Source organism: Sphingomonas sp. AOB5, assembly GCF_029433115.1.
GTDB lineage: Bacteria > Pseudomonadota > Alphaproteobacteria > Sphingomonadales > Sphingomonadaceae > Sphingomonas.
This window is the reverse complement of the sequence record NZ_JARNTV010000068.1, coordinates 1-18,558: the sequence shown is the minus strand read 5'-3', so window position 1 is coordinate 18,558 and position 18,558 is coordinate 1. Positions and strand designations below refer to the sequence as shown.

At 64.6% G+C, this 18,558-nt stretch carries 17 protein-coding genes; 12 read left to right on the top strand and 5 right to left on the bottom strand.

The window, feature by feature from the left end:
• The 4 genes from P1X14_RS18895 to P1X14_RS18880 form a co-directional block, all read left to right on the top strand.
• Window positions 1–963, top strand: a 963-nt coding sequence (locus tag P1X14_RS18895; RefSeq protein WP_277316973.1) for an MATE family efflux transporter, incomplete at its 5' end; no start/stop codon positions are given.
• 2 nt (window positions 964–965) lie between these two features.
• Window positions 966–2,183, top strand: a complete 1,218-nt coding sequence (locus P1X14_RS18890) for an argininosuccinate synthase (protein WP_277316972.1) — start codon at window positions 966–968, stop codon at window positions 2,181–2,183.
• A 132-nt stretch (window positions 2,184–2,315) separates the two neighbouring features.
• Window positions 2,316–3,563 carry a hypothetical protein gene (locus P1X14_RS18885; protein ID WP_277316971.1) on the top strand — a complete coding sequence of 416 codons (1,248 nt, stop codon included), beginning with the start codon at window positions 2,316–2,318 and terminating at the stop codon, window positions 3,561–3,563.
• A gap of 104 nt (window positions 3,564–3,667) precedes the next feature.
• Entirely contained in the window at window positions 3,668–3,826 is a 159-nt protein-coding gene (locus P1X14_RS18880) for a hypothetical protein (protein WP_277316970.1), read from the top strand.
• On the opposite strand, the gene P1X14_RS18875 is transcribed toward P1X14_RS18880, so the two are convergent.
• Window positions 3,811–4,641 (bottom strand): arginine deiminase family protein, encoded by an 831-nt coding sequence (locus tag P1X14_RS18875; RefSeq protein WP_277316969.1) that lies wholly within the window; start codon window positions 4,639–4,641, stop codon window positions 3,811–3,813. The genes P1X14_RS18880 and P1X14_RS18875 overlap by 16 nt on opposite strands.
• A gap of 85 nt (window positions 4,642–4,726) precedes the next feature.
• Between P1X14_RS18875 and P1X14_RS18870 the strand changes: the two genes are divergently transcribed.
• Window positions 4,727–7,543 carry a toll/interleukin-1 receptor domain-containing protein gene (locus P1X14_RS18870; RefSeq protein ID WP_277316968.1) on the top strand — a complete coding sequence of 939 codons (2,817 nt, stop codon included), beginning with the start codon at window positions 4,727–4,729 and terminating at the stop codon, window positions 7,541–7,543.
• On the opposite strand, the gene P1X14_RS18865 is transcribed toward P1X14_RS18870, so the two are convergent.
• Window positions 7,528–8,739, bottom strand: coding sequence for a glycosyltransferase family 2 protein (locus P1X14_RS18865; protein ID WP_277316967.1), 1,212 nt, complete (start codon window positions 8,737–8,739; stop codon window positions 7,528–7,530). The genes P1X14_RS18870 and P1X14_RS18865 overlap by 16 nt on opposite strands.
• A gap of 188 nt (window positions 8,740–8,927) precedes the next feature.
• On the opposite strand from P1X14_RS18865, the gene P1X14_RS18860 reads away from it, so the two are divergent.
• The 3 genes from P1X14_RS18860 (at window position 8,928) to P1X14_RS18850 (ending at window position 13,197) form a co-directional block, all read left to right on the top strand.
• Window positions 8,928–9,518: a methyltransferase domain-containing protein gene (locus tag P1X14_RS18860; protein ID WP_277316966.1), complete on the top strand. Its 591-nt coding sequence runs from the start codon at window positions 8,928–8,930 to the stop codon at window positions 9,516–9,518.
• Window positions 9,519–9,528: 10 nt separating this feature from the next.
• Window positions 9,529–11,316, top strand: coding sequence for a hypothetical protein (locus tag P1X14_RS18855; protein ID WP_277316965.1), 1,788 nt, complete (start codon window positions 9,529–9,531; stop codon window positions 11,314–11,316).
• Window positions 11,317–11,502: 186 nt separating this feature from the next.
• Window positions 11,503–13,197 (top strand): hypothetical protein, encoded by a 1,695-nt coding sequence (locus tag P1X14_RS18850; RefSeq protein ID WP_277316974.1) that lies wholly within the window; start codon window positions 11,503–11,505, stop codon window positions 13,195–13,197.
• A 12-nt stretch (window positions 13,198–13,209) separates the two neighbouring features.
• On the opposite strand, the gene P1X14_RS18845 is transcribed toward P1X14_RS18850, so the two are convergent.
• The 3 genes from P1X14_RS18845 to P1X14_RS18835 form a co-directional block, all read right to left on the bottom strand.
• Window positions 13,210–13,803, bottom strand: a complete 594-nt coding sequence (locus tag P1X14_RS18845; RefSeq protein WP_277316964.1) for a YdeI/OmpD-associated family protein — start codon at window positions 13,801–13,803, stop codon at window positions 13,210–13,212.
• Window positions 13,804–13,849: 46 nt separating this feature from the next.
• Window positions 13,850–14,179, bottom strand: coding sequence for a DNA primase (locus P1X14_RS18840; protein WP_277316963.1), 330 nt, complete (start codon window positions 14,177–14,179; stop codon window positions 13,850–13,852).
• A gap of 86 nt (window positions 14,180–14,265) precedes the next feature.
• The gene (locus P1X14_RS18835; protein ID WP_277316962.1) at window positions 14,266–15,501 is read right to left on the bottom strand and encodes a multidrug effflux MFS transporter; all 1,236 of its coding nucleotides are present in this window, start codon (window positions 15,499–15,501) and stop codon (window positions 14,266–14,268) included.
• A gap of 108 nt (window positions 15,502–15,609) precedes the next feature.
• On the opposite strand from P1X14_RS18835, the gene P1X14_RS18830 reads away from it, so the two are divergent.
• The 4 genes from P1X14_RS18830 to P1X14_RS18815 form a co-directional block, all read left to right on the top strand.
• The gene (locus P1X14_RS18830) at window positions 15,610–16,098 is read left to right on the top strand and encodes a hypothetical protein (RefSeq protein ID WP_277316961.1); all 489 of its coding nucleotides are present in this window, start codon (window positions 15,610–15,612) and stop codon (window positions 16,096–16,098) included.
• 77 nt (window positions 16,099–16,175) lie between these two features.
• Window positions 16,176–17,129: a 2-oxoglutarate and iron-dependent oxygenase domain-containing protein gene (locus P1X14_RS18825; protein WP_277316960.1), complete on the top strand. Its 954-nt coding sequence runs from the start codon at window positions 16,176–16,178 to the stop codon at window positions 17,127–17,129.
• A gap of 13 nt (window positions 17,130–17,142) precedes the next feature.
• The gene (locus P1X14_RS18820) at window positions 17,143–17,472 is read left to right on the top strand and encodes a hypothetical protein (RefSeq protein WP_277316959.1); all 330 of its coding nucleotides are present in this window, start codon (window positions 17,143–17,145) and stop codon (window positions 17,470–17,472) included.
• An 82-nt stretch (window positions 17,473–17,554) separates the two neighbouring features.
• The coding region (locus P1X14_RS18815; RefSeq protein ID WP_277316958.1) for a homoserine dehydrogenase at window positions 17,555–18,558 on the top strand (1,004 nt) is incomplete at its 3' end.

Sequence of the window (18,558 nt, the reverse complement as noted above, 5' to 3'; positions counted from 1 at the left end):
CAGGCCCGGGCGTTCGTCGCCGCGCGGATGTGGGGCGCCCCGGCCAGCCTCGCGGTGTTCGCGATCAACGGCTGGCTGCTGGGCCTCGGCCGTAGCCGCGCGGCGCTGGCGCTCCAGATCGTGATGAACCTGGTCAATATCGGCCTCGATATCCTGTTCGTCTGGCACTTCGACATGGGCGTGCGCGGCGTAGGATACGGCACCGCCTGCGCCGAATGGACCGCGTTGGCGGTCGGGCTGGCGATGGTCGCGCCACACCTGCGCGGGGTGGCGGACCGGGCGAGGCTGTTCCATCGCGAGGCTCTCAAGCGCCTGTTCGCGGTCAATGCCGACATCATGATCCGCACCGTCGCGCTGCTGCTGATGTTCGTATGGGTCACCAATTCGGGCGCGCGGCTGGGCACCAATGTGCTGGCGGCCAATCAGGTGCTGATGCAGGCGATCAGTCTGGTCGCGTTCGTGCTGGACGGATTCGCCTTCACCGCGGAATCGCGCGTCGGCCATGCCATCGGCGCGCGCAGCCGGCCCGATCTGGTCCGCGCGATCCGGCTGACCGCCGAATTCTCGTTCGTCTGCGCCGCACTGTTCGGCGTGTTGCTGATGGCGGCGGGCGCGCCCGCGATCCGCTTCCTCGTCACCAATCAGGAGGTGCGCGACATCGCCATCGCGACGCTGCCCTTGGTCGCGATCCTGCCGTTGCTCGGCACGCCGGCATGGCTGCTCGACGGTATCTTCATCGGCGCGACCGGCGGACGCGCGCTGCGCAACGCCGCGATTCTGGCGACCGCGATGTACATCGCGACCGACCTGTTGCTCCGCCCGTTCGGCCTGTGGGGCCTGTGGACGGCGTTCCTGCTGAGCTATGTCTATCGCGCCGCGACACTGGGCGCCTTCATGCCCGGCTTGCTGCGCGGGCTTGTCGCCCCTATTGCGCCCAGCGTTCCCAATACCCCGGAGTCGTAGTCATGTCGGACAAGATCAATCGTGTCGTCCTCGCCTATTCGGGCGGCCTGGATACGAGCGTGATCCTGAAATGGCTGCAGCAGGAATATCAGTGCGAGGTCGTGACCTTCACTGCCGATCTGGGCCAGGGTGAAGAACTGGGTCCGGTGCGCGGCAAGGCCGAGATGGCCGGCGTGAAGCCCGAGCATGTCTTCATCGACGACCTGAAGGAAGAGTTCGTCCGCGATTACATCTTCCCGATGATGCGCTCGAACGCGCTGTACGAGGGGCTGTACCTGCTCGGCACAAGCATCGCGCGCCCGCTGATCGCCAAGCGCCAGATCGAGATCGCGAAGCTCGTCAACGCCGACGCGGTCAGCCACGGCGCGACCGGCAAGGGCAATGATCAGGTCCGCTTCGAGCTGGGCTATTACGCGCTGAACCCCGACATCAAGGTGATCGCGCCGTGGCGCGAATGGAACCTGACCAGCCGCGAGCGGCTGATCGAGTTCGCCGAACAGCACCAGATCCCCATCGCCAAGGACAAGCGCGGCGAAGCGCCCTTCTCGACCGACGCGAACATCCTGCACACTTCGTCCGAGGGCAAGGTGCTCGAGGATCCGTGGCAGGAAGTGCCCGATTATGTCTATTCGCGCACGGTCAACCCCGAGGACGCGCCGAACGAGCCGGAAACGATCACCATCGATTTCGAGCGTGGTGACGGCGTCGCGCTGAACGGCGAGGCAATGTCGCCCGCGACCCTGTTCGCGGCGCTCAACGATCTGGGCCGCAAGCATGGCATCGGGCGTCTTGATCTCGTGGAAAACCGCTTCGTCGGCATGAAGTCGCGCGGCATGTACGAGACGCCGGGCGGCACCATCTATCACCTCGCCCATCGCGGGATCGAACAGATCACGCTCGACCGCGGCGCCGCGCACCTGAAGGACGAACTCGCCCCGCGCTATGCCGAGCTGATCTATAACGGCTTCTGGTTCTCGCCCGAGCGCGAGATGCTGCAGGCCGCGATCGATCACAGCCAGGAAAAGGTGACCGGCACCGTCCGCCTGAAGCTCTACAAGGGCAGCGTGATCGTCACCGGCCGCAAGTCGCCTTACACGCTCTATTCGGAGAAGGTCGTGACGTTCGAGGACGATCAGGGCGCCTATGACCAGCGCGACGCGGCGGGCTTCATCAAGCTCAACGCGCTTCGGCTGCGCCTGCTGGGCCGCCGCGGCGGCTGATCGCGCCGGATCGGCATCGATCGACCGGGACCATAGTTTTGACGCGTGTTAGTGCCGCGCCCGGTCGGGGGGACCGGGCGGCGATGCCGTTCGCCATCTTCCCGTCATGGATCGACCGGGGAGGAAACGATAATGGCGAGCACCCAGATTCCGATTACGGCAGCGCAGCTCGCGCAACTCAAGGCGCAATACCCTGACAATGCCCAGCTTCAGGCACTGACGCTCGCCGATCTTTCTGCCGAGAACCGCATCCGCACGATGCCGTCGCAGGATCAGCTCGACACCTACAAGGCGGCGTTCCCGATGAACGTCCCGGTTCAGGCGCTGACCCTGGATCAGGTTCAGTCGCGCGCCCGCGGCCTGAACGTAAACTGGAACGTCCTGACCCTTGCCCCGCCGCGTCAGGTGCTGGGGCGGGTCGGCATTACGCCGTGCGAAAAGGCGATCGCCGCGGTCGTGATCGATATCGTGATGATCGCGATCGGCGCCTCGGGCCTGGCCGGCAAGATCAACGGCGACACTGTTGAGGAGGTCGCCCAGATCCTCGTGGACGAACTGGGCGAGGACATCACCGAGATCGACAAGATGTTCCAGGCGGTCAACGATGGCGGGAGCGATTGGGAAAAGGCGAAAGCCATCTTCGCGATCCTCGGCAAGCTGAAGGATATCGGGTGCCTGGGCGCGGTGATCGCCGCGATCTTCAAGAGCCTGAGCTGGTGGGACATGATCCTCTATGGCCTCACCGCATTCGCCACGATCGTCGCGCTGATCGCGACCGACGGCATTGCCTTCATCGCGGAGATGGTGATCCTGATCTCGTCGGGCGTCTTCATGCTCGAGGACGTCGCCAGCGCGATCAACATCTGCTCCGCCACGCCCCCGCCGCCGCCCACGCCGGCACAGGGGTTCCAGGCGATGATCGGCGTGAAGGGTGCGCTGACTACCCTGAACGGCAACTTCATGACGATCGTGAGGGGCGGCGCGATGGGCGACAAGGAAGCCCCGCTCAATACCGAGTTTCCGTACGTCACGCCTCATGCGCACTTCACTTGGGTCAGCATCGATCTGACCGCCGGCACCTTCGCGCTGCGCTGCGCGAACGGCGTCAATTACCTGACCGCCAACAATGGCGGCGGGATCGGCGGGCCCGAGGATCATTATGTCCCGGTCCATTCGGATGCCACGTCGATCGGCAATTGGGAAACGCTGGTCCTTGAGGATCTGGGCGACTTCCAGTTCGCGATCGCCAGCTGCGACACCTATTATGTGACGGCGGTGAACGGCGGCGGCTGGGACGATTCGGTCGCTCCGTTCCGTACCAGCGCGACCGAGATCGGCCCGTGGGAAACCTTCACCTTCGTCAAGCTCAACGCCCTGTAAGCGAACCGGCACCCGTCGCGGGTTCGGTTAACCGCGGACTTGGTACTATACCGTAATGGTGCACCTTCCCTGCCTGCCTTATTACGGCGGGCAGGAGTAAGGCGATGTATCACCAGTCCATCACTGCCGATCAGATCGTTACCGCACAGCCGGTCGAACCCTCTGCCGCGCCTGCCTCTCCGATGCTCGGCCTGATGATCGCGCTGCCTCTCGGCGCTGCCCTGTGGGCAGGCCTGTTCGAGCTGGTCTACCTGCTCGCCTGAGCGGCGTTCCACCGGAGCGACATGCAGGATAGCCCGGCATCGATCCGCGCGACATGCGCGGTATCCAGCAGCTTCAGCCGATAACCCTCCCGGTCCAGCCGCTCCGCGATCCGCGGAAAACCGTCCGACAGCAATAACGTCTCGTTGATCCGCAGCGCGTTCGCCGCAGGCGCCTCGTCCGCATCCAACACGATGGTGCGGAACCCGGCAAACAGCCCGCTCGCCGCACCGGCCGGCGTGGTGAGGATCGTCTCCTCGTCGATCAGCGTGGCAATCGTCTTGAGGTGCAGCGCCTCGCGCGGCGGATCGACCACTTCGGCCTTGCGGCCCAGCCTGCCCAGCACTTCGACCAGCGCCTGCGCGCCAACCGCATCGGTCCGCGCCGAAAGGCCGATCAGCACCCGATCCGGCGTCACCATCACGTCGCCGCCATCGGCATAGCCCTCGGTAACGCGGTGCAGGTCCCCGAAATGCCGGTGCAGCGCCGGCGCGATCTCCTCGACTTCGCCGCGCCGCGTATCGGCGCCCGGATTGAGCAGGATCGCCCCCTCGCCGAACACCAAAGCCGGATCCTCCACGAAAATCGAATCCGGAAATGCCTCGATCGGATCGAGGATATCGATCGTCAGCCCCGCCGCACGCAACGCATCGGCATAGGCCGCATGTTCGCGCAGCACCGCGTCATAATCGGGCCGGGGACCACCGCCGGCGTGCAGCCCGCCGACGACCGAGCGGCCGGGCGTGCGGAGGATGGCGTGGGTGAAGTGATGACAGGACATGGCGGCATCCATCTGGGGCGCGCCAGAACTGGCCACGAAATACCCAATTGCATGGTTTGTTATGGAACGTCAAAGTTGATAACGCTCCGATGATCGAGATGATTTCGGTTTCAGGGGATGAATGTCAATCGTGCCTTATCGCCTGTTCCTTTCCTATTCGCATGATGATCAGGAATACAGAAAGCGATTCGAAACGCATTTGAACTTGCCCGTTCGGCAGAAGCGGCTCGCCATTTGGTGTGACCGGATGATTCCACCGGGAGGTGAGTGGGACGGGTCGATAAAGGACGAGATTCGGACCTGCGACGCCGTCATATTTCTTGTATCCGCAGATCTGTTAGCCTCCGACTACATCAACGATGTCGAAATGAAGATCGCCCGTGAGCGGCTCGCCCGAGGTGAGATAGATGTGCTGGCGGTGCCGATCTTTCACAGCCAGATCGATCAGACCTGGCTGGCAGCACGCCAGGCCCTGTGGAATCCGGAGATGCCTATCGGCGCGCTCGAGACCCGCGCCAAACAGGAGCAGGCATGGGATATGGTAGTTCGCAAGCTCCTTGAGGTTGCGGACATTTCGGCGAAGTCGAGACAGCCGGCCCACCTGGTCGGCACGTCAGTCCAGACCATCGAACCCGCACCACAGCGGCTCCCGAAGTTTCGGCGGAGCGAACATGCTCCACTTCTTGCACGCGGCGGCTTCTTCGGCCGGGAGCAGGAACTGAGTCACCTCGACGCATGGCTGACAGCCCAGCCGCCACACGGCGACGCCCGAATTATCGTTCTCCGCGCGCTCGGTGGAATGGGCAAGTCCGCGATCGCGTGGTGCTGGTCCCAGATCCATGCGCCCAAGATTGCGCCGGACGTGGGATTTGAAGGTGTTTTCTGGTGGTCCTTCTATGCGCCGGGATACCATATCCGCGCTTTTGCGGAAGCCGCGCTCACCTTTATGGGCGTGATGTCCGATGATATGCCCAAGGGGCTTGGCCCCCGACTTGAGCGCCTCGCCGAACTTACACGGGATCGCGCCGCGCTATTTGTCCTTGACGGGTTCGAACGCGAGTTGCGCCGGTACGCCCGCAACGATGCGCCGGACGATGCCGAGGCTGCGGCCAACCTAGCCGGCGCGACGCGGCCCGATGCGTGCGTGGATCAGGAAACCGAAGCATTTCTGAGCCGCATCGCTGCCACCCCGGGTGCCAGCCGCTGGCTGATGACGACCCGAGTTACCCCGGAAGCCATTGCCGATCTCCATGGCGTCAAGGAAGTGGTATTAGGCGGCCTGTCGCGCGACGCGACGCGAGCGCTTTTCGCGGAGCAGGGGATCACCGCCTCAGATGCCGCACTGGCGGAAGTCGAAGCCCGATTCGGCGGCCATGGCCTGACGCTTTCCGTCTACGCCCGTAGTCTGAAGCGTCAAAACATCGTCGATCTTACCCCCGCGGCGGCGCGTGCCGGTGGACCTGGAATCTTATCCGATGATGCAGATTCCGCAGCCGATCGCCGATTGCGCGTTCTGATGGAATCCATCCAGGCGCTTTCCGAAAGCAGCCGTGACGTGCTGGTCAGTTTCACCTTTTCGGAAAAGCCACCGAGCGTGGCAACGCTCCAATTGCTCAACTCCCATCTGTCACCCAACGTGATCCAACAGGCGCTTGAGGAACTCCGCGCTCATGGCCTGCTCGCTCCGTCGGATGACGCCTTTGTCTACGAAATCCACCCGGTCGTTCGCGAGGCGGCGGATCGAAGCGCAACTGGGGCCGGCATCGAGCGGGCGATCGACGCGTTCGAGAAACTGGCTGCCGACCGCGCTTATGAAACCTTGGAGGAGGCCCAACCCAGTATCGACCAGTTTCTCTTGCTGGCGAAGGCCAAACGGTTCGAAGCGGCGTTCAAAGTATATGAAATCCGGCTCGAGAGTCTTTTCCAAGCGGAAGGCGCCACCGGTCGTAGCATCGACTTGATTAGCAGGCTTGTCGATCCCGAGTTCCAGCCGCAGGTTATTGGCTCTCTGTCGCAAATTTCGGTGCTCCATGACTTGGGGTCCTCCCTCTCTCGGGCTGGACGATTCGGCGACGCACTTTGCGTATCGGAGCAGTTGCTCCCCCTCATCTCATCCGCTCTCCCGATAGATTCCGAACTCAAAATGCGCAGCAGATTGATATCCGACATGCTTGCTACCGGATCGATTTCTTTGGCGGCGAGCACTGTAATAACATCGCGCCCGACATCTCCAAGTAGCAAATGGACTTTGCAATTCGAGATAATCAAAGCAAGATTAGAATTAATTAGAGGCAATGTATCCGCATCAATGGATATATGCGAATCCAATTTAGATAAATGCCATACCGTCCATGGTATTCATGATAGATTCAATTTGATCAATCAGGCATTCAATTTAGCTAAAATGATAGATGATCGGGAATTTCATGCTAAAATAATGAATTTCTTTGACAACGATTTTGATAATATGAATAGAAAATTATATATCGCCGTGGGAGAAATACATAAGTTGCGTCACAGAATTCTTCGCAACAAAGCATTCAACAACAAGGAAGCGAGACGGATCGCAGCCGCGGCGCGCGAGTTGCAAGCGCGCCTTGCCGCCATGGAAGTTTTTGGATGGATGAGCGAAGTTGCAGTGTTGGCAGCGATGGCGGAAGCCCGAGCCGATTCAAAATCCGTTCGCGATGCCGCAGAAGAGATACGCGAGATCGCCGCTAGATATGAACATAACGGCGGCGTGCTCTTCGCCGCCGATACTCGATTGCGCGCGGCGGAAACTTGGATTCTCGCCGGAGATTTCGAGGCTGCCCGAGCCGACGCCCTCCGGGCTCGCAAGCTCGCTTACTGCGACGGTCCTCCTTTTACGGCGAAGTTCTTCGAGGACCGCGCCGACGCCATTCTCGCCCGGCTTGCATCGCGTCAGCGGCGCGGCTGATCCAGCAGGCCGATGAAGAAGGCGGTCACCACCATCTGAAGCCCGATACAGCCAAGCAGCATCGAGGGGATGGTCAGCCGCATCAGCGCCGCGGGGTTCAGCCCACCGAAGCCGCTCGATGCCCAGATCGCCGTGGCGGTCGCGGCCCCTGCAAAGCCGCCCGCCAGCATCAGCCCGCCCAGGATGCAGGCGCGCTCGACCGAGAACCAGTTGCGCACGCGCCGCATCATCCCGCTTTCGGGCCACATGCCCGCGATGGTGCCGTATCGCCGTGCCATCACGCTGAGACCGATCAGCTGCGATCCCATCAGCACCGCCATCGCGGCGAAGATCATCGTGTGCACGCCGAACTCGATCCCGCCGACGTGCACATCGCCGCCGATCAGGCCGAGCACGCCGGCAAGGCCCGCCAGCGCCAGCGCGACGCCGGGATAGAGGAACAGGAATTTCGGCGCGAAGATCAGCAGGAAGCGCAGATGCCGCCAGCCGTCGCGCCAGGTGCGCAGGTGCGGCGGGCGGCTGCGCCCGTCGGGCTTCAGCGTGGTCGGCACTTCGCGGATATCGAGCTTCTCGATCGCGGCCTTGACCACCATCTCGCTCGCGAACTCCATCCCCGGCGTGGTGAGGCCCAGCTCGCGGATCGATGCGCGGTTGAACGCGCGCAGCCCGCAATGGAAATCGCCGACCGGGATCTTGAAGAAAATCTGGCCGAGGAAGCTGAGCACCGGATTGCCGAGATAGCGGTGCAGCGGCGGCATCGCGCCGGGTTCGATCCCGCCCTGAAAACGGTTGCCCATGACCAGGTCCGCGCCTTCGCGAAGCTGCTCGACGAACGGCATCAGCCCGCCGAAATCATAGCTGTCGTCGGCATCGCCCATCGCGACGAACTTGCCCTTGGCCGCTTCGATCCCGCCGATCAGTGCCGCGCCATAGCCGCGCGCGGGCACATGGACGATGCGCGCGCCCAGCGCGTTGGCGATCTGCTGCGATCCGTCGGTCGAACCATTGTCGGCGACGATCACTTCGCCCTTCAGCCCATGGTCGGCGATGAACGCCTTGGCCTTCTTCACGCATACTGCCAGCGTTTCCGCTTCGTTGAGACAGGGCATGACGATCGACAGTTCGATCTCTTCCTCGCGCGCCTCTGGCGGGAGGGTCGAGGACGGGAAAGTCTTGAGCGCGCGTGCAGCGGACATGGAAGCTCCTTAAGTCCCTGCCGATGTGCCCCGCACCGTTTCAAATTTTGGTTAACGGGGCTCGCGAAAAAAATGTGCCGAAAGCGAACGGAGCGCGCCGGTGTTAACCATTTCTCATCCCATCGCCCTCTAGCGTGACCCGCGACAGGCCGCCGAACCTTTCGCGCGGCTCGCCCTCGGAGGTTAAGATGCTCGGATCCGTCCATGGCAAGCTGGTGTTCAATCGCCGCATCCAGAAGCTCGCAACCGCGATCGCCGATCGCCTGCCGCAAAATGCGCGCGTGATCGATGTCGGCTGCGGCAGCGGCGACCTCGCCGTGCTGGTGATGCAGATGCGCCCGGACGTGAAGATCGAAGGGATCGACGTGCTGGTCCGCCCGGGCACCGCGATCCCCGTCACCGAATATGACGGCTATCACATTCCCTTCGAAGACAATCACTTCGACGCGGCGATGGTGATCGACGTGCTGCACCATACCGATGATCCACAGGCCGTGCTGGGCGAGATCGCCCGCGTCGCGCCGCAGGTGATCATCAAGGATCATCTGCGCGACGGCATCGCCGCAGGCGTCACGCTGCGCTTCATGGACTGGGTCGGCAATGCCGCGCACGGCGTGCGCCTGCCCTACAATTATCTCTCGCACCGCGAGTGGAAATCGATCTGGGGCAAGCTCCACCTCGATCCCGGCAAGTTCACCAAGCATCTCGCTTTGTATCCGCGCCCGTTCAGCTGGTTCTTCGATCGCGGGCTGCATTTCGTAGCCGTGCTGTCGCGCTGATCCCGGATACATGACGACCGTCCAGCCGAACGACGACGCGGTGCGTCGCCGGTCGATCCGCCTCGATCTGATCGTGGCGGTCGTTCTGGCGGCATTGCTGACGACAGGCTGGACGCTGACCGACTGGCCGCGGCTCAGCCGCATGCTGCTGCCCGATCCCGACGACATGATGCGGCTGGCGCAGGTGCGCGACTGGATCGCGGGCCAGGGCATCAACGACTGGACCCAGTATCGCATGGCGCCGCCCGCCGGCTCGCCGATGCACTGGTCGCGGATCAACGATGTGGGCATCGCCGCGATCATCCTCGCGCTGACCCCGCTGCTGGGACAGGCATCGGCCGAAATGGTCGCGGTGCTGGTCTATCCGGCCTTGCTGTTCGCGCTCGCGATGTTCCTCTCCGCCCGCATCGCGCGACGGCTCTGGGGGCCGCAGGCGGGACCGATCGCCGCGGTGCTGACTGCTTTGGCCTATCCGGGCACCACCGTCTTCATTCCCGGCCGGATCGATCACCATGCGTTGCAGGTGGTGCTGATCCAGCTGTTTGTCCTGCTGCTGATGCGTGCGCCGACGCTGCGGGGCGGCCTGATCGCCGGACTGGTCGTCGGCGCAAGCCTGATCGTCGGGCTGGAGACCGCGCCGCAGGTCGCGGCGCTGATCGCCGCGCTGGCGATGCTGTGGGTCGTTCGCGGCATGGACGAGCGCGCCCGGCTGGCCGGCTTCGCCGCGGGGCTTGGCGCCACGACCGCTTTCTTCCTGATCTTCCTGCGTCCGACCTATTGGACCGCCACGCTGTGTGACGCCTTCACGCCCGCCTCCTCGACCGGTGCATTGGCGGTCGCCGTCGCACTCGGCCTGCTGGCGGCCACGACGCCGCGGCTGAAGGACTGGCGAACGCGCATTATTGTCGGCGCCCTGTTTGGCGCGATTTCACTCGGCCTCACCCTCGCGCTGTTCCCCAGCTGCATCGAAGGTCCCTATGGCGAGATGGACCCGTTCCTGCTCACCAACTTCATGCCCTTCATCGACGAGGCCAACAGCGTCTTCGTCCAGCCGCGCATCGCCCGCATGATCGCGATTGGCGGCCTGCTGGCCGCAGGCTGCGCGGCAACGCTGTGGATGCTGGTCCGCGATCGGCAGCGCCGGCCCGAATTGTGGCCGGTCGCGTCGGTCGTGCTGATCTCGGGCCTGATCATGCTGTTCCAGGTACGCGGTGCCTATATCGGCGCGCCGCTGGCCGCGCCGGTTCTCGCCGGACTGGTCGTGGCGGCGCGGCAGCGGACCGACTGGCAGCTTCCCGCCGTGATCGGCGCATGGCTGGCCGGGGCGGGCATGGCCTATGTCGAAATCCCGAAGCAGATCGAGACCATGCTGACTCCCACGGCCGTCGTCGCGGAGATCAACCGCCCGACCACGCAGGTGATGTGCGGTGCGGGCGATGCCTGGGCACAGATCGATCGCTATCCCGCCGGCGTCACCATGGCCGGCACCAGCGTGGCCGCCTATCTGATCGGCGCGACCCATCATTCGACGATCGGCGCGGGCTATCACCGCAATAATACCGGCAACATGGCGATGTACCACTTCTTCCTGAGCAAGCCGGACGCCGCGCGCGGCATCGGCAAGGCGTGGAAGACCGATTATGTCGCCTTCTGCCCCGGCGATTTCGAAGAGATCGACGTGGCGCACAGCTTCCCCGACAGCCTCGCCGCGCAGCTTCAGCGTGGCCAGGCTCCGGCATGGCTCCAGCCGGTCCCGCTCAGGGATACGCCGCTGCGTTTCTATCGGGTCGTGCCCTAAATCCTCCCCCGCCAGGGGGAGGTGTCAGCGCAGCTGACGGAGGGGGAGGCACGCGACGAACTCGCGTCGGTGATTCCGCCCCCTCCGACGCCTTCGGCGCCACCTCCCCCTGGCGGGGGAGGATTTCCGAAAAATGCGCCCCTGCCCCGCTTGCGGGCCATGGCTCCCTCGCCCTACAAGCCGCCGATGGACAGGGGCGAAGCACTGCAGTGGTGGCAGACACGAACGTTCGTGGCGTTCATCACCGTGATGGCCGTGATCCCGCTGGTCTGGCCCGATATCCCGCCGCTGGTCGACCTGCCCGGCCATATGGGGCGCTATCGCGTCCAGCTCGAATACACCCAGCATCCCTGGCTCTCGGAATGGTATAATTTCGAATGGAGCCTGATGGGCAATCTGGGCGTCGACCTGCTCATCATTCCGCTGTCCAAGATCTTCGGTCTCGAGCTGGCGGTGAAGCTGATCGTGATGGCCACGCCGCCGATGACCGTCGCCGGCATGCTGTGGATCGCGCGCGAAGTGCATGGCCGCATCCCGGCCACCGCGCTGTTCGCGCTGCCGCTGGCCTATGCCTTCCCCTTCCATTTCGGTTTCGTCAATTTCGCGCTGTCGATGGCGTTCGCGATGCTCGCCTTCGGGCTGTGGCTGCGGCTGGCGCGGCTGGGCAAGCTGCAGCTGCGCGCGATCATCTTCGTGCCGCTGTCGTGTCTGATCTGGCTGACGCACACCTTCGGCTGGGGCGTGCTGGGCGTGCTCGCCTTCTCGGCCGAACTGATCCGCCAGCACGATATCCGCCCGCGCCGCGAAGGCGGCTGGCGGCAGGATTTCGTCACCGCCTGGGTGATCCCGTGGATCAAGGCGGGTATCCAGTGCCTGTCGCTCGCCCCGCCGGTGCTGCTGATGCTGGCATGGCGCAGCGGCGGCGGCGTTTCGGGCCAGACCGGCGACTGGTTCAATTTCCGCGCCAAGATCCTGTGGGTGCTGCAGGTGTTCCGCGATCGCTGGCAGCTGTTCGACATCGCCTCGGTCGGCGTGCTGTTCCTGCTGCTGTTCAAGGCGATCCGCGATCCCAACATCCAGTACTCGCGCAATCTGGCCCTGTCCGCGCTGTTCCTGCTGGCGGTATTCCTGCTGCTGCCGCGCATCGTGTTCGGATCGGCCTATGCCGATATGCGGCTGGTGCCGTTCATGATCGCCATCGCGATCATCGCGATCCGGCCCAAGCCCGGCATGTCGATCGTCGGCGCCGCCACGGTCGCGGTGCTGGGCCTCAGCTTCTACACCGCGCGCATCGTCTCCACGACCTGGTCGTTCATCGAATATGACGCCTCGTACGACGAGGAACTCGAAGCACTGAACCATGTGCCCATCGGCGCGCGCCTGATCAGCTTCGTCGGTGAGACCTGCTACAACGAATGGCGGATGACCCGCCTCCAGCACGTCCCCGGCCTCGCGCTGGAACGGCGGCTGGCCTATACCAACGATCAATGGTCGATGGCCGGCGCCCAGCTGCTGACGGTCAAATATCTGCGCGGGCGCGACCGGCTGGCGCGCAGCTTCATCCATGATCCGTCCGAACTGGTCACCGACATCCAGTGCCCGCGCGAATATTGGCGCCCGGTCGCCCGCGCGCTGGCGCTCTTCCCGCGCGACGCGTTCGACTATGTCTGGCTGATCCGCCCGCCGCATTACGATACGCGGCTGGAACAGGGCCTGGTCCCGATCTGGAAGGGCGGCGACGGCAGCACCCTGTTCAAGGTCGATCACTCGATCCCGGCCGGCGAGCTGAAGCCCGGCGATCTGCCGCGCCCGCGCCGCGAAGCCGAAATGCCGATCCCGGACAATGCCGCCGAACTGGTGAACTCGATGTCGCCCGAATAGGGCGAATAGGTCTCAGCAGCTTTCGTATTTCCAGTTGCGGCGCTTCCCCTCGCGCATCCATCCGACCGCTTCGGCAACGCGCTTGGCCTTGGTCTCGGGCCGCTTGGCCTCGGCGATCCACTCGCAATATTCGCGGCGGCAGCTTGGCGGGAAGTTGTTGAAGGTCTCGGCGGCGGCGTCATCCTCCGCCAGCGCTTCGGCCAGTTCGGAGGGCACTTCGGCTTCCGGCTTTGGCGTCTTGGCGGCGCGGACCGGCTTCACTCCGTCCGCGATCTTCCCCATCGCCTCGCGCACCTGCGCCTCGAGTTCTTCAGGCGGCGGCAGATCGTCGAGCGATTCGATCCGGCCATATTGCCCCATCGCCTCGCCTTCCTTGCCCGGCCCCATTTCGTGCCGGTACCAGAAGCCGAAAGTCGCGTGCGCCTTGAACGCCGCCATGTTCGCCAGCGGGCGCCCCTGATAGCTGAACGCCGGCATGCCCCATTTGATGCCTTCCTCGACCTCGGGGCAGGCGGCATGGATGCGTTCGCGCAGCCATACGAGGATCGGCTTCGCGAATTCGGCGCGTGCTTCGATATAGGCGTCGACGCGCGGATCTCTGGACATGGCGCTCCCCTCTCAGGCCGCCATGCTATTCGCAGGTCTCAGCCGGTCAAGGCTCCAGCGCGTCCTCGTCGGCTTCGTCCAGTTCGTCGAGCCTATCCTCGTCGAAATCAGCCTGGACCTCGTCCTCCGCCGCGCTCTCGGCGGTCAGTTCGGCCTCGTCATCCTCTTCGCCCAGCTCGTCGTCGATCATCCGCAGATCGTCTTCCGGGCTATCGGGATCGTCGCCCAGATCGGGGGACAGATCGGTCAGGATCATGCCGTCGGTCGGCCCGTCGCGCGTCGCCTCGAGGATCTCGGCGCGCTGGCTCTCGTCATAGCCGTCCTCGTCATATCCGTCGTCGCCGGTGCCGCCACCGCCTACCTGATAACCGCCCATCGAAACTCTCCATCCTCGCCTATGTTACAAGGCGCGAACGGAGAGGGAGCGGACTCGTTCCGATTCCCTGCGACGAACCGTCCGGCTCAGACCGGGCGGAACAGCTTGCCGCGCTCGGTGATCAGCACCGATGCGAACGCCAGCAGCCCCATCAGCATGAAGCCGGCATAGAGCGGCACGGTGCTGCCATCGAAGGCCTGACCGATCAGCGCGCCGAACAGCGCACCGCCCAGCGTGGTGACGAAGCCCTGAAGGCTCGACGCGGTGCCCGCGATCTCGCCCATCCGCTCCATCGCCATGGCCGAGAAATTGGCATTGGCCAGCGCGATCGCCAGCATCATCGATCCCTGCAGCACGCCGAAGGTCCATAGCGATTCCACGCCGGCCAGCACCACGCCCAGATGCAGCGCCGCGAACAGGATCACCACCACCAGCGCGGTGTGCGAAATGCGCCGCATGCCCAGCTTCATCACCAGCCGCGAGTTGAGGAACGCGCCGACCGCCATCATCCCCGCCACCGCCGCGAACATCAGCGTCAGCAGCTCCGGCCGGTGGAACACATCGGCCATGATCTGTTCGATCGAACCGATGAACCCGAACATCCCGCCCGAGATGAAGGTGATCGCCAGCGTGTAGCCCACCGCCGCCCGGTCACGCAGCACCATGCCGTAATCACGCACGATCCGGCCCGGGCGCAGCGACTGGCGCGAGTCCGGATCCATCGTCTCGGGCATGCGCAGCCAGAACCATAGCAGCACCAGCGCCGTGACCGCCGCGATCCCCCAGAAGATCCAGCGCCACGATCCGACCGCCAGGATCAGCACGCCGAAATTGGGCGCGATGATCGGCGCGGCCATGAACACGATGAACGCCAGGCTCATCACCTGCGCCATAGCGCGGCCCGAATAGCAGTCGCGCACCAGCGCCACCGTCACCACGCGCGCACCCGCCGCCGCGGTGCCCATCGCCGCACGCGCGATCAGCAGCAGCACGAAGCTGCCCGAAATCGCCGCGATCGCGCTGGTCACCACATAGGCACCCAGCGCCACCAGCAGCACCGGCCGCCGGCCAAAACGGTCCGACAACGGGCCATAGACCAGCTGCGCAAAGGCGAAGCCGATCAGGAACGAGGTGATCACATATTGCCGGTGATTGGCCGTCGCCACGTCCAGGCTCTTGCCGATGGCGGGCAGCGCCGGGAGCATCGAATCGATCCCCAGCGCGGTCAGCGCCATCATCGCCGCGACCAGCCCGACAAATTCCTTGAACCCGAGCGGCGCGCGGTTCTCCCGCTCGATTGCGATGCTTGTCTGCTGGTCCATGATGCCAAAGCCCATGGCGGATCGAGGCCGCCGCGTCACCCCCAAGCTTGACGCAACGTAAATCAAGATATAGTGTATTGCTCAAATCATACACTCACGAGGCCGCCAATGTTCCGCACCGCCGCGATCCTGCTTCCGCTGACCCTTGCCGCCTGCGGCGGACCCGGCGGAAACATCACGATCAACGACAAGGACGGCAACGTCACGATCAGCAGCGACGCCAATGGCCACACCATCGTCAAGGCGCCCGGCGTCGACATTTCCGCCTCGCTGCCCAAGTTCCAGCTCGGGGCCGAGGATTTCGATATCAGCGGCATGAAGCTCTATCCCGGCTCGACCGCACGCGATTTCAAGATCAATGCGGGCAGCAATGGCGGCGGGCGCGACAAGGATCATGTCGAGCTTTCGTTCGATGCCCCCGCGCCGCTCGCCAAGGTGCAGGGCTGGTATCGCGACGAGATGGCCAAGCGCGGCTTCAAGATGACGCCGCAGGGCACCGGCTTTGCCGGCACCACCGACGAGGGCCAGCCGATGACGCTCGAGCTGGAAGCGGATGGCGCGGACAAGACCAAGGGCACGCTCACCATCGGCGCGTAAAGAGCTTTGGGGCCGCGATTGGCACAAGCGCCAAAGTCCGGCTATTCTGGGGGATAACGACTCCCCGGAGACTCTACTTGTCCGATACCATTCTCGCCGAAGTTCCGCTGATCTCGATGAAGGATCAGGCCGCGGATCCCGACGGCTTCGCCCAGGCGCTCGGCGCCTCGTTCAAGCGCTTCGGCTTTGCGATGGTCAGCGATCATGGCGTGCCGCAGGATGTGGTCGATCGCGCATGGGCGACCACCAAGGCGTTCTTCGCGCTGCCCGAGGAAGAGAAGCGCCAATATTTCGTGGAAGGCGGCGGCGGCGCGCGCGGGCTGACCCCGTTCAAGACCGAGATCGCCAAGGGCGCGACCCATGTCGACCTCAAGGAATTCTGGCATGTCGGCCGCGAGCTGGCCAAGGGTCACCGGTTCGAGGAACTGATGGCGCCGAACATCTGGCCCGATCGGCCGGAGGGCTTCCGCGACACCTTCCTCAGCCTGTTCAAGGCGCTGGACGATGCCGGCGACCGGCTGCTCTCGGCGATCGCGCGCTATCTCGACCTCGCGCCCGACTGGTTCGATCCTGCGGTGAAGGACGGCAACTCGGTGCTCCGCCTGCTCCACTACCCGCCCGTCCCCGCCGACGCGCCCGAAGTCCGCGCAGGCGCGCATGAGGACATCAACCTGATCACGCTGCTGCTGGGTGCCGAGGAAGCCGGGCTGGAACTGCTCGAGCGCAGCGGCGACTGGCTGCCGGTCAAGCCGCCCGAAGGCGCGATGGTCGTCAATGTCGGCGACATGCTCCAGCGGCTGACCAACAATTACCTGCCCTCGACCACGCATCGCGTCGTCAATCCGCCGCCCGAGCGGCGCGGCCATGCGCGCTATTCGATGCCCTTCTTCCTGCATCCGGCACCCGATTTCCTGATCAAAACGCTGCCCGGCTGCATCGATGCCGATCATCCAAACCTCTATCCCACGCCGATCACCGCGCACGACTATCTGCACGAGCGGCTGGTCGAGATCGGGCTGATCAAGAAGTAAGGAAGGAAAGGCCGTGCGGTATCTTGCTCTGATCACGCTTGCTCTGGTCGCAACGGCTCCCGTCGCCGCACAGGTTCAGCGGCAGGAGCAGCCGCGCGTCTTCTGGGCGGCGCAGGCGCGCGATTACGGCAATTGCATCGTCAAGGCCGACGCCCGCGGCAGCCTGCGCTATGTCCGTGCGGCTGCGGGCAGTGCCGCTGCCAATGCCGCCCGCACGGCGCTGGCCCCGACGCTCCTGAAATGCGAAGCCGCACTCGGCGCCTGGGCGCCGCATCTGCGCGAAGCCGATCGCCGCAACGCGGTCCAGGCCGCCTTGGTCCGGACGCGCAACAAGCAAAGCTAAACGCGTCCCTCGCTTCGACTGCGTTGCGGCGCCGCGCGACAGGCCCTAGGCCGCGTCTCGGCAATCAATAAGGAAAGTATCGATGGGCGAAGCGCTGCGCGTGGCATTGGCAGGTCTTGGAACCGTGGGCGGCGGCGTCATTCGCCTGCTCGACACCAATGGCGAGCTGATTGCGCGGCGTGCCGGCCGTCCCATCGAAGTCGTCGCCGTTTCCGCGCGCGACCGTTCCAAGGATCGCGGCTTCGACCTGAACCGGTTCGACTGGGTCGACGATCCCGCCGAACTCGCCCGCCATGCCGGTGCCGATGTGGTGGTCGAGCTGGTCGGCGGGTCGGACGGCCCGGCGCTGGCGCTGGCACGCGAGACCTTCAAGGCAGGCAAGAGCCTGGTCACCGCCAACAAGGCGATGATCGCGCATCACGGCCTGGAGCTGGCCAAGGCCGCCGAAGCCGCCAACCTCGCACTGAAGTTCGAAGCTGCAGTCGCCGGTGGCGTGCCGGTAATCAAGGGCCTGCGCGAAGGCGCCGCCGCGAACGAGATCGGCCGCGTCTATGGCATCCTCAACGGCACCTGCAATTTCATCCTCTCCAAGATGGAAGCCGAGGGCCGCGACTTCGCCGACATCCTCGCCGAGGCACAGCGGCTCGGATACGCGGAAGCTGATCCCAGCTTCGACATCGACGGCGTCGATGCCGCACACAAACTGTCGATCCTCGCCAGCCTCGCCTTCGGCACCCAGCCGGCGTTCGGCGAAGTCGGCATCACCGGCATCCGCCACGTCATCGCAGCCGACATCGCCGAGGCAGCAGCGCTCGGCTATCGCGTCCGCCTGCTCGGCATCGCCGACAGCGCGCCGGGCGGCGGCCTGTTCCAGCGGGTCCATCCGCACCTCGTGCCGGTCAGCCATCCGCTGGCGCATGTCACCGGATCGACCAACGCCGTGGTGGCCGAGGGCAATTTCGTCGGCCGCCTGCTGTTCCAGGGTGCCGGTGCAGGCGACGGCCCCACGGCCAGCGCAGTCGTCGCCGACCTGATCGACATCGCCCGCGGCGAATTCGGCCCGCCCTATGCCATGCCCGCCGACGC

Bases quoted from the DNA above. Each gene is read 5' to 3' on its own strand.
- P1X14_RS18885 (WP_277316971.1), top strand. From the start codon at position 2,316: ATGGCGAGCACCCAGATTCCGATTACGGCAGCGCAGCTCGCGCAACTC.
- P1X14_RS18835 (WP_277316962.1), bottom strand. From the start codon at position 15,501: ATGGACCAGCAGACAAGCATCGCAATCGAGCGGGAGAACCGCGCGCCG.
- P1X14_RS18870 (WP_277316968.1), top strand. From the start codon at position 4,727: ATGTCAATCGTGCCTTATCGCCTGTTCCTTTCCTATTCGCATGATGAT.
- P1X14_RS18865 (WP_277316967.1), bottom strand. From the start codon at position 8,739: ATGTCCGCTGCACGCGCGCTCAAGACTTTCCCGTCCTCGACCCTCCCG.
- P1X14_RS18855 (WP_277316965.1), top strand. From the start codon at position 9,529: ATGACGACCGTCCAGCCGAACGACGACGCGGTGCGTCGCCGGTCGATC.
- P1X14_RS18830 (WP_277316961.1), top strand. From the start codon at position 15,610: ATGTTCCGCACCGCCGCGATCCTGCTTCCGCTGACCCTTGCCGCCTGC.
- P1X14_RS18890 (WP_277316972.1), top strand. From the start codon at position 966: ATGTCGGACAAGATCAATCGTGTCGTCCTCGCCTATTCGGGCGGCCTG.
- P1X14_RS18850 (WP_277316974.1), top strand. From the start codon at position 11,503: ATGGACAGGGGCGAAGCACTGCAGTGGTGGCAGACACGAACGTTCGTG.
- P1X14_RS18845 (WP_277316964.1), bottom strand. From the start codon at position 13,803: ATGTCCAGAGATCCGCGCGTCGACGCCTATATCGAAGCACGCGCCGAA.
- P1X14_RS18880 (WP_277316970.1), top strand. From the start codon at position 3,668: ATGTATCACCAGTCCATCACTGCCGATCAGATCGTTACCGCACAGCCG.
- P1X14_RS18840 (WP_277316963.1), bottom strand. From the start codon at position 14,179: ATGGGCGGTTATCAGGTAGGCGGTGGCGGCACCGGCGACGACGGATAT.
- P1X14_RS18860 (WP_277316966.1), top strand. From the start codon at position 8,928: ATGCTCGGATCCGTCCATGGCAAGCTGGTGTTCAATCGCCGCATCCAG.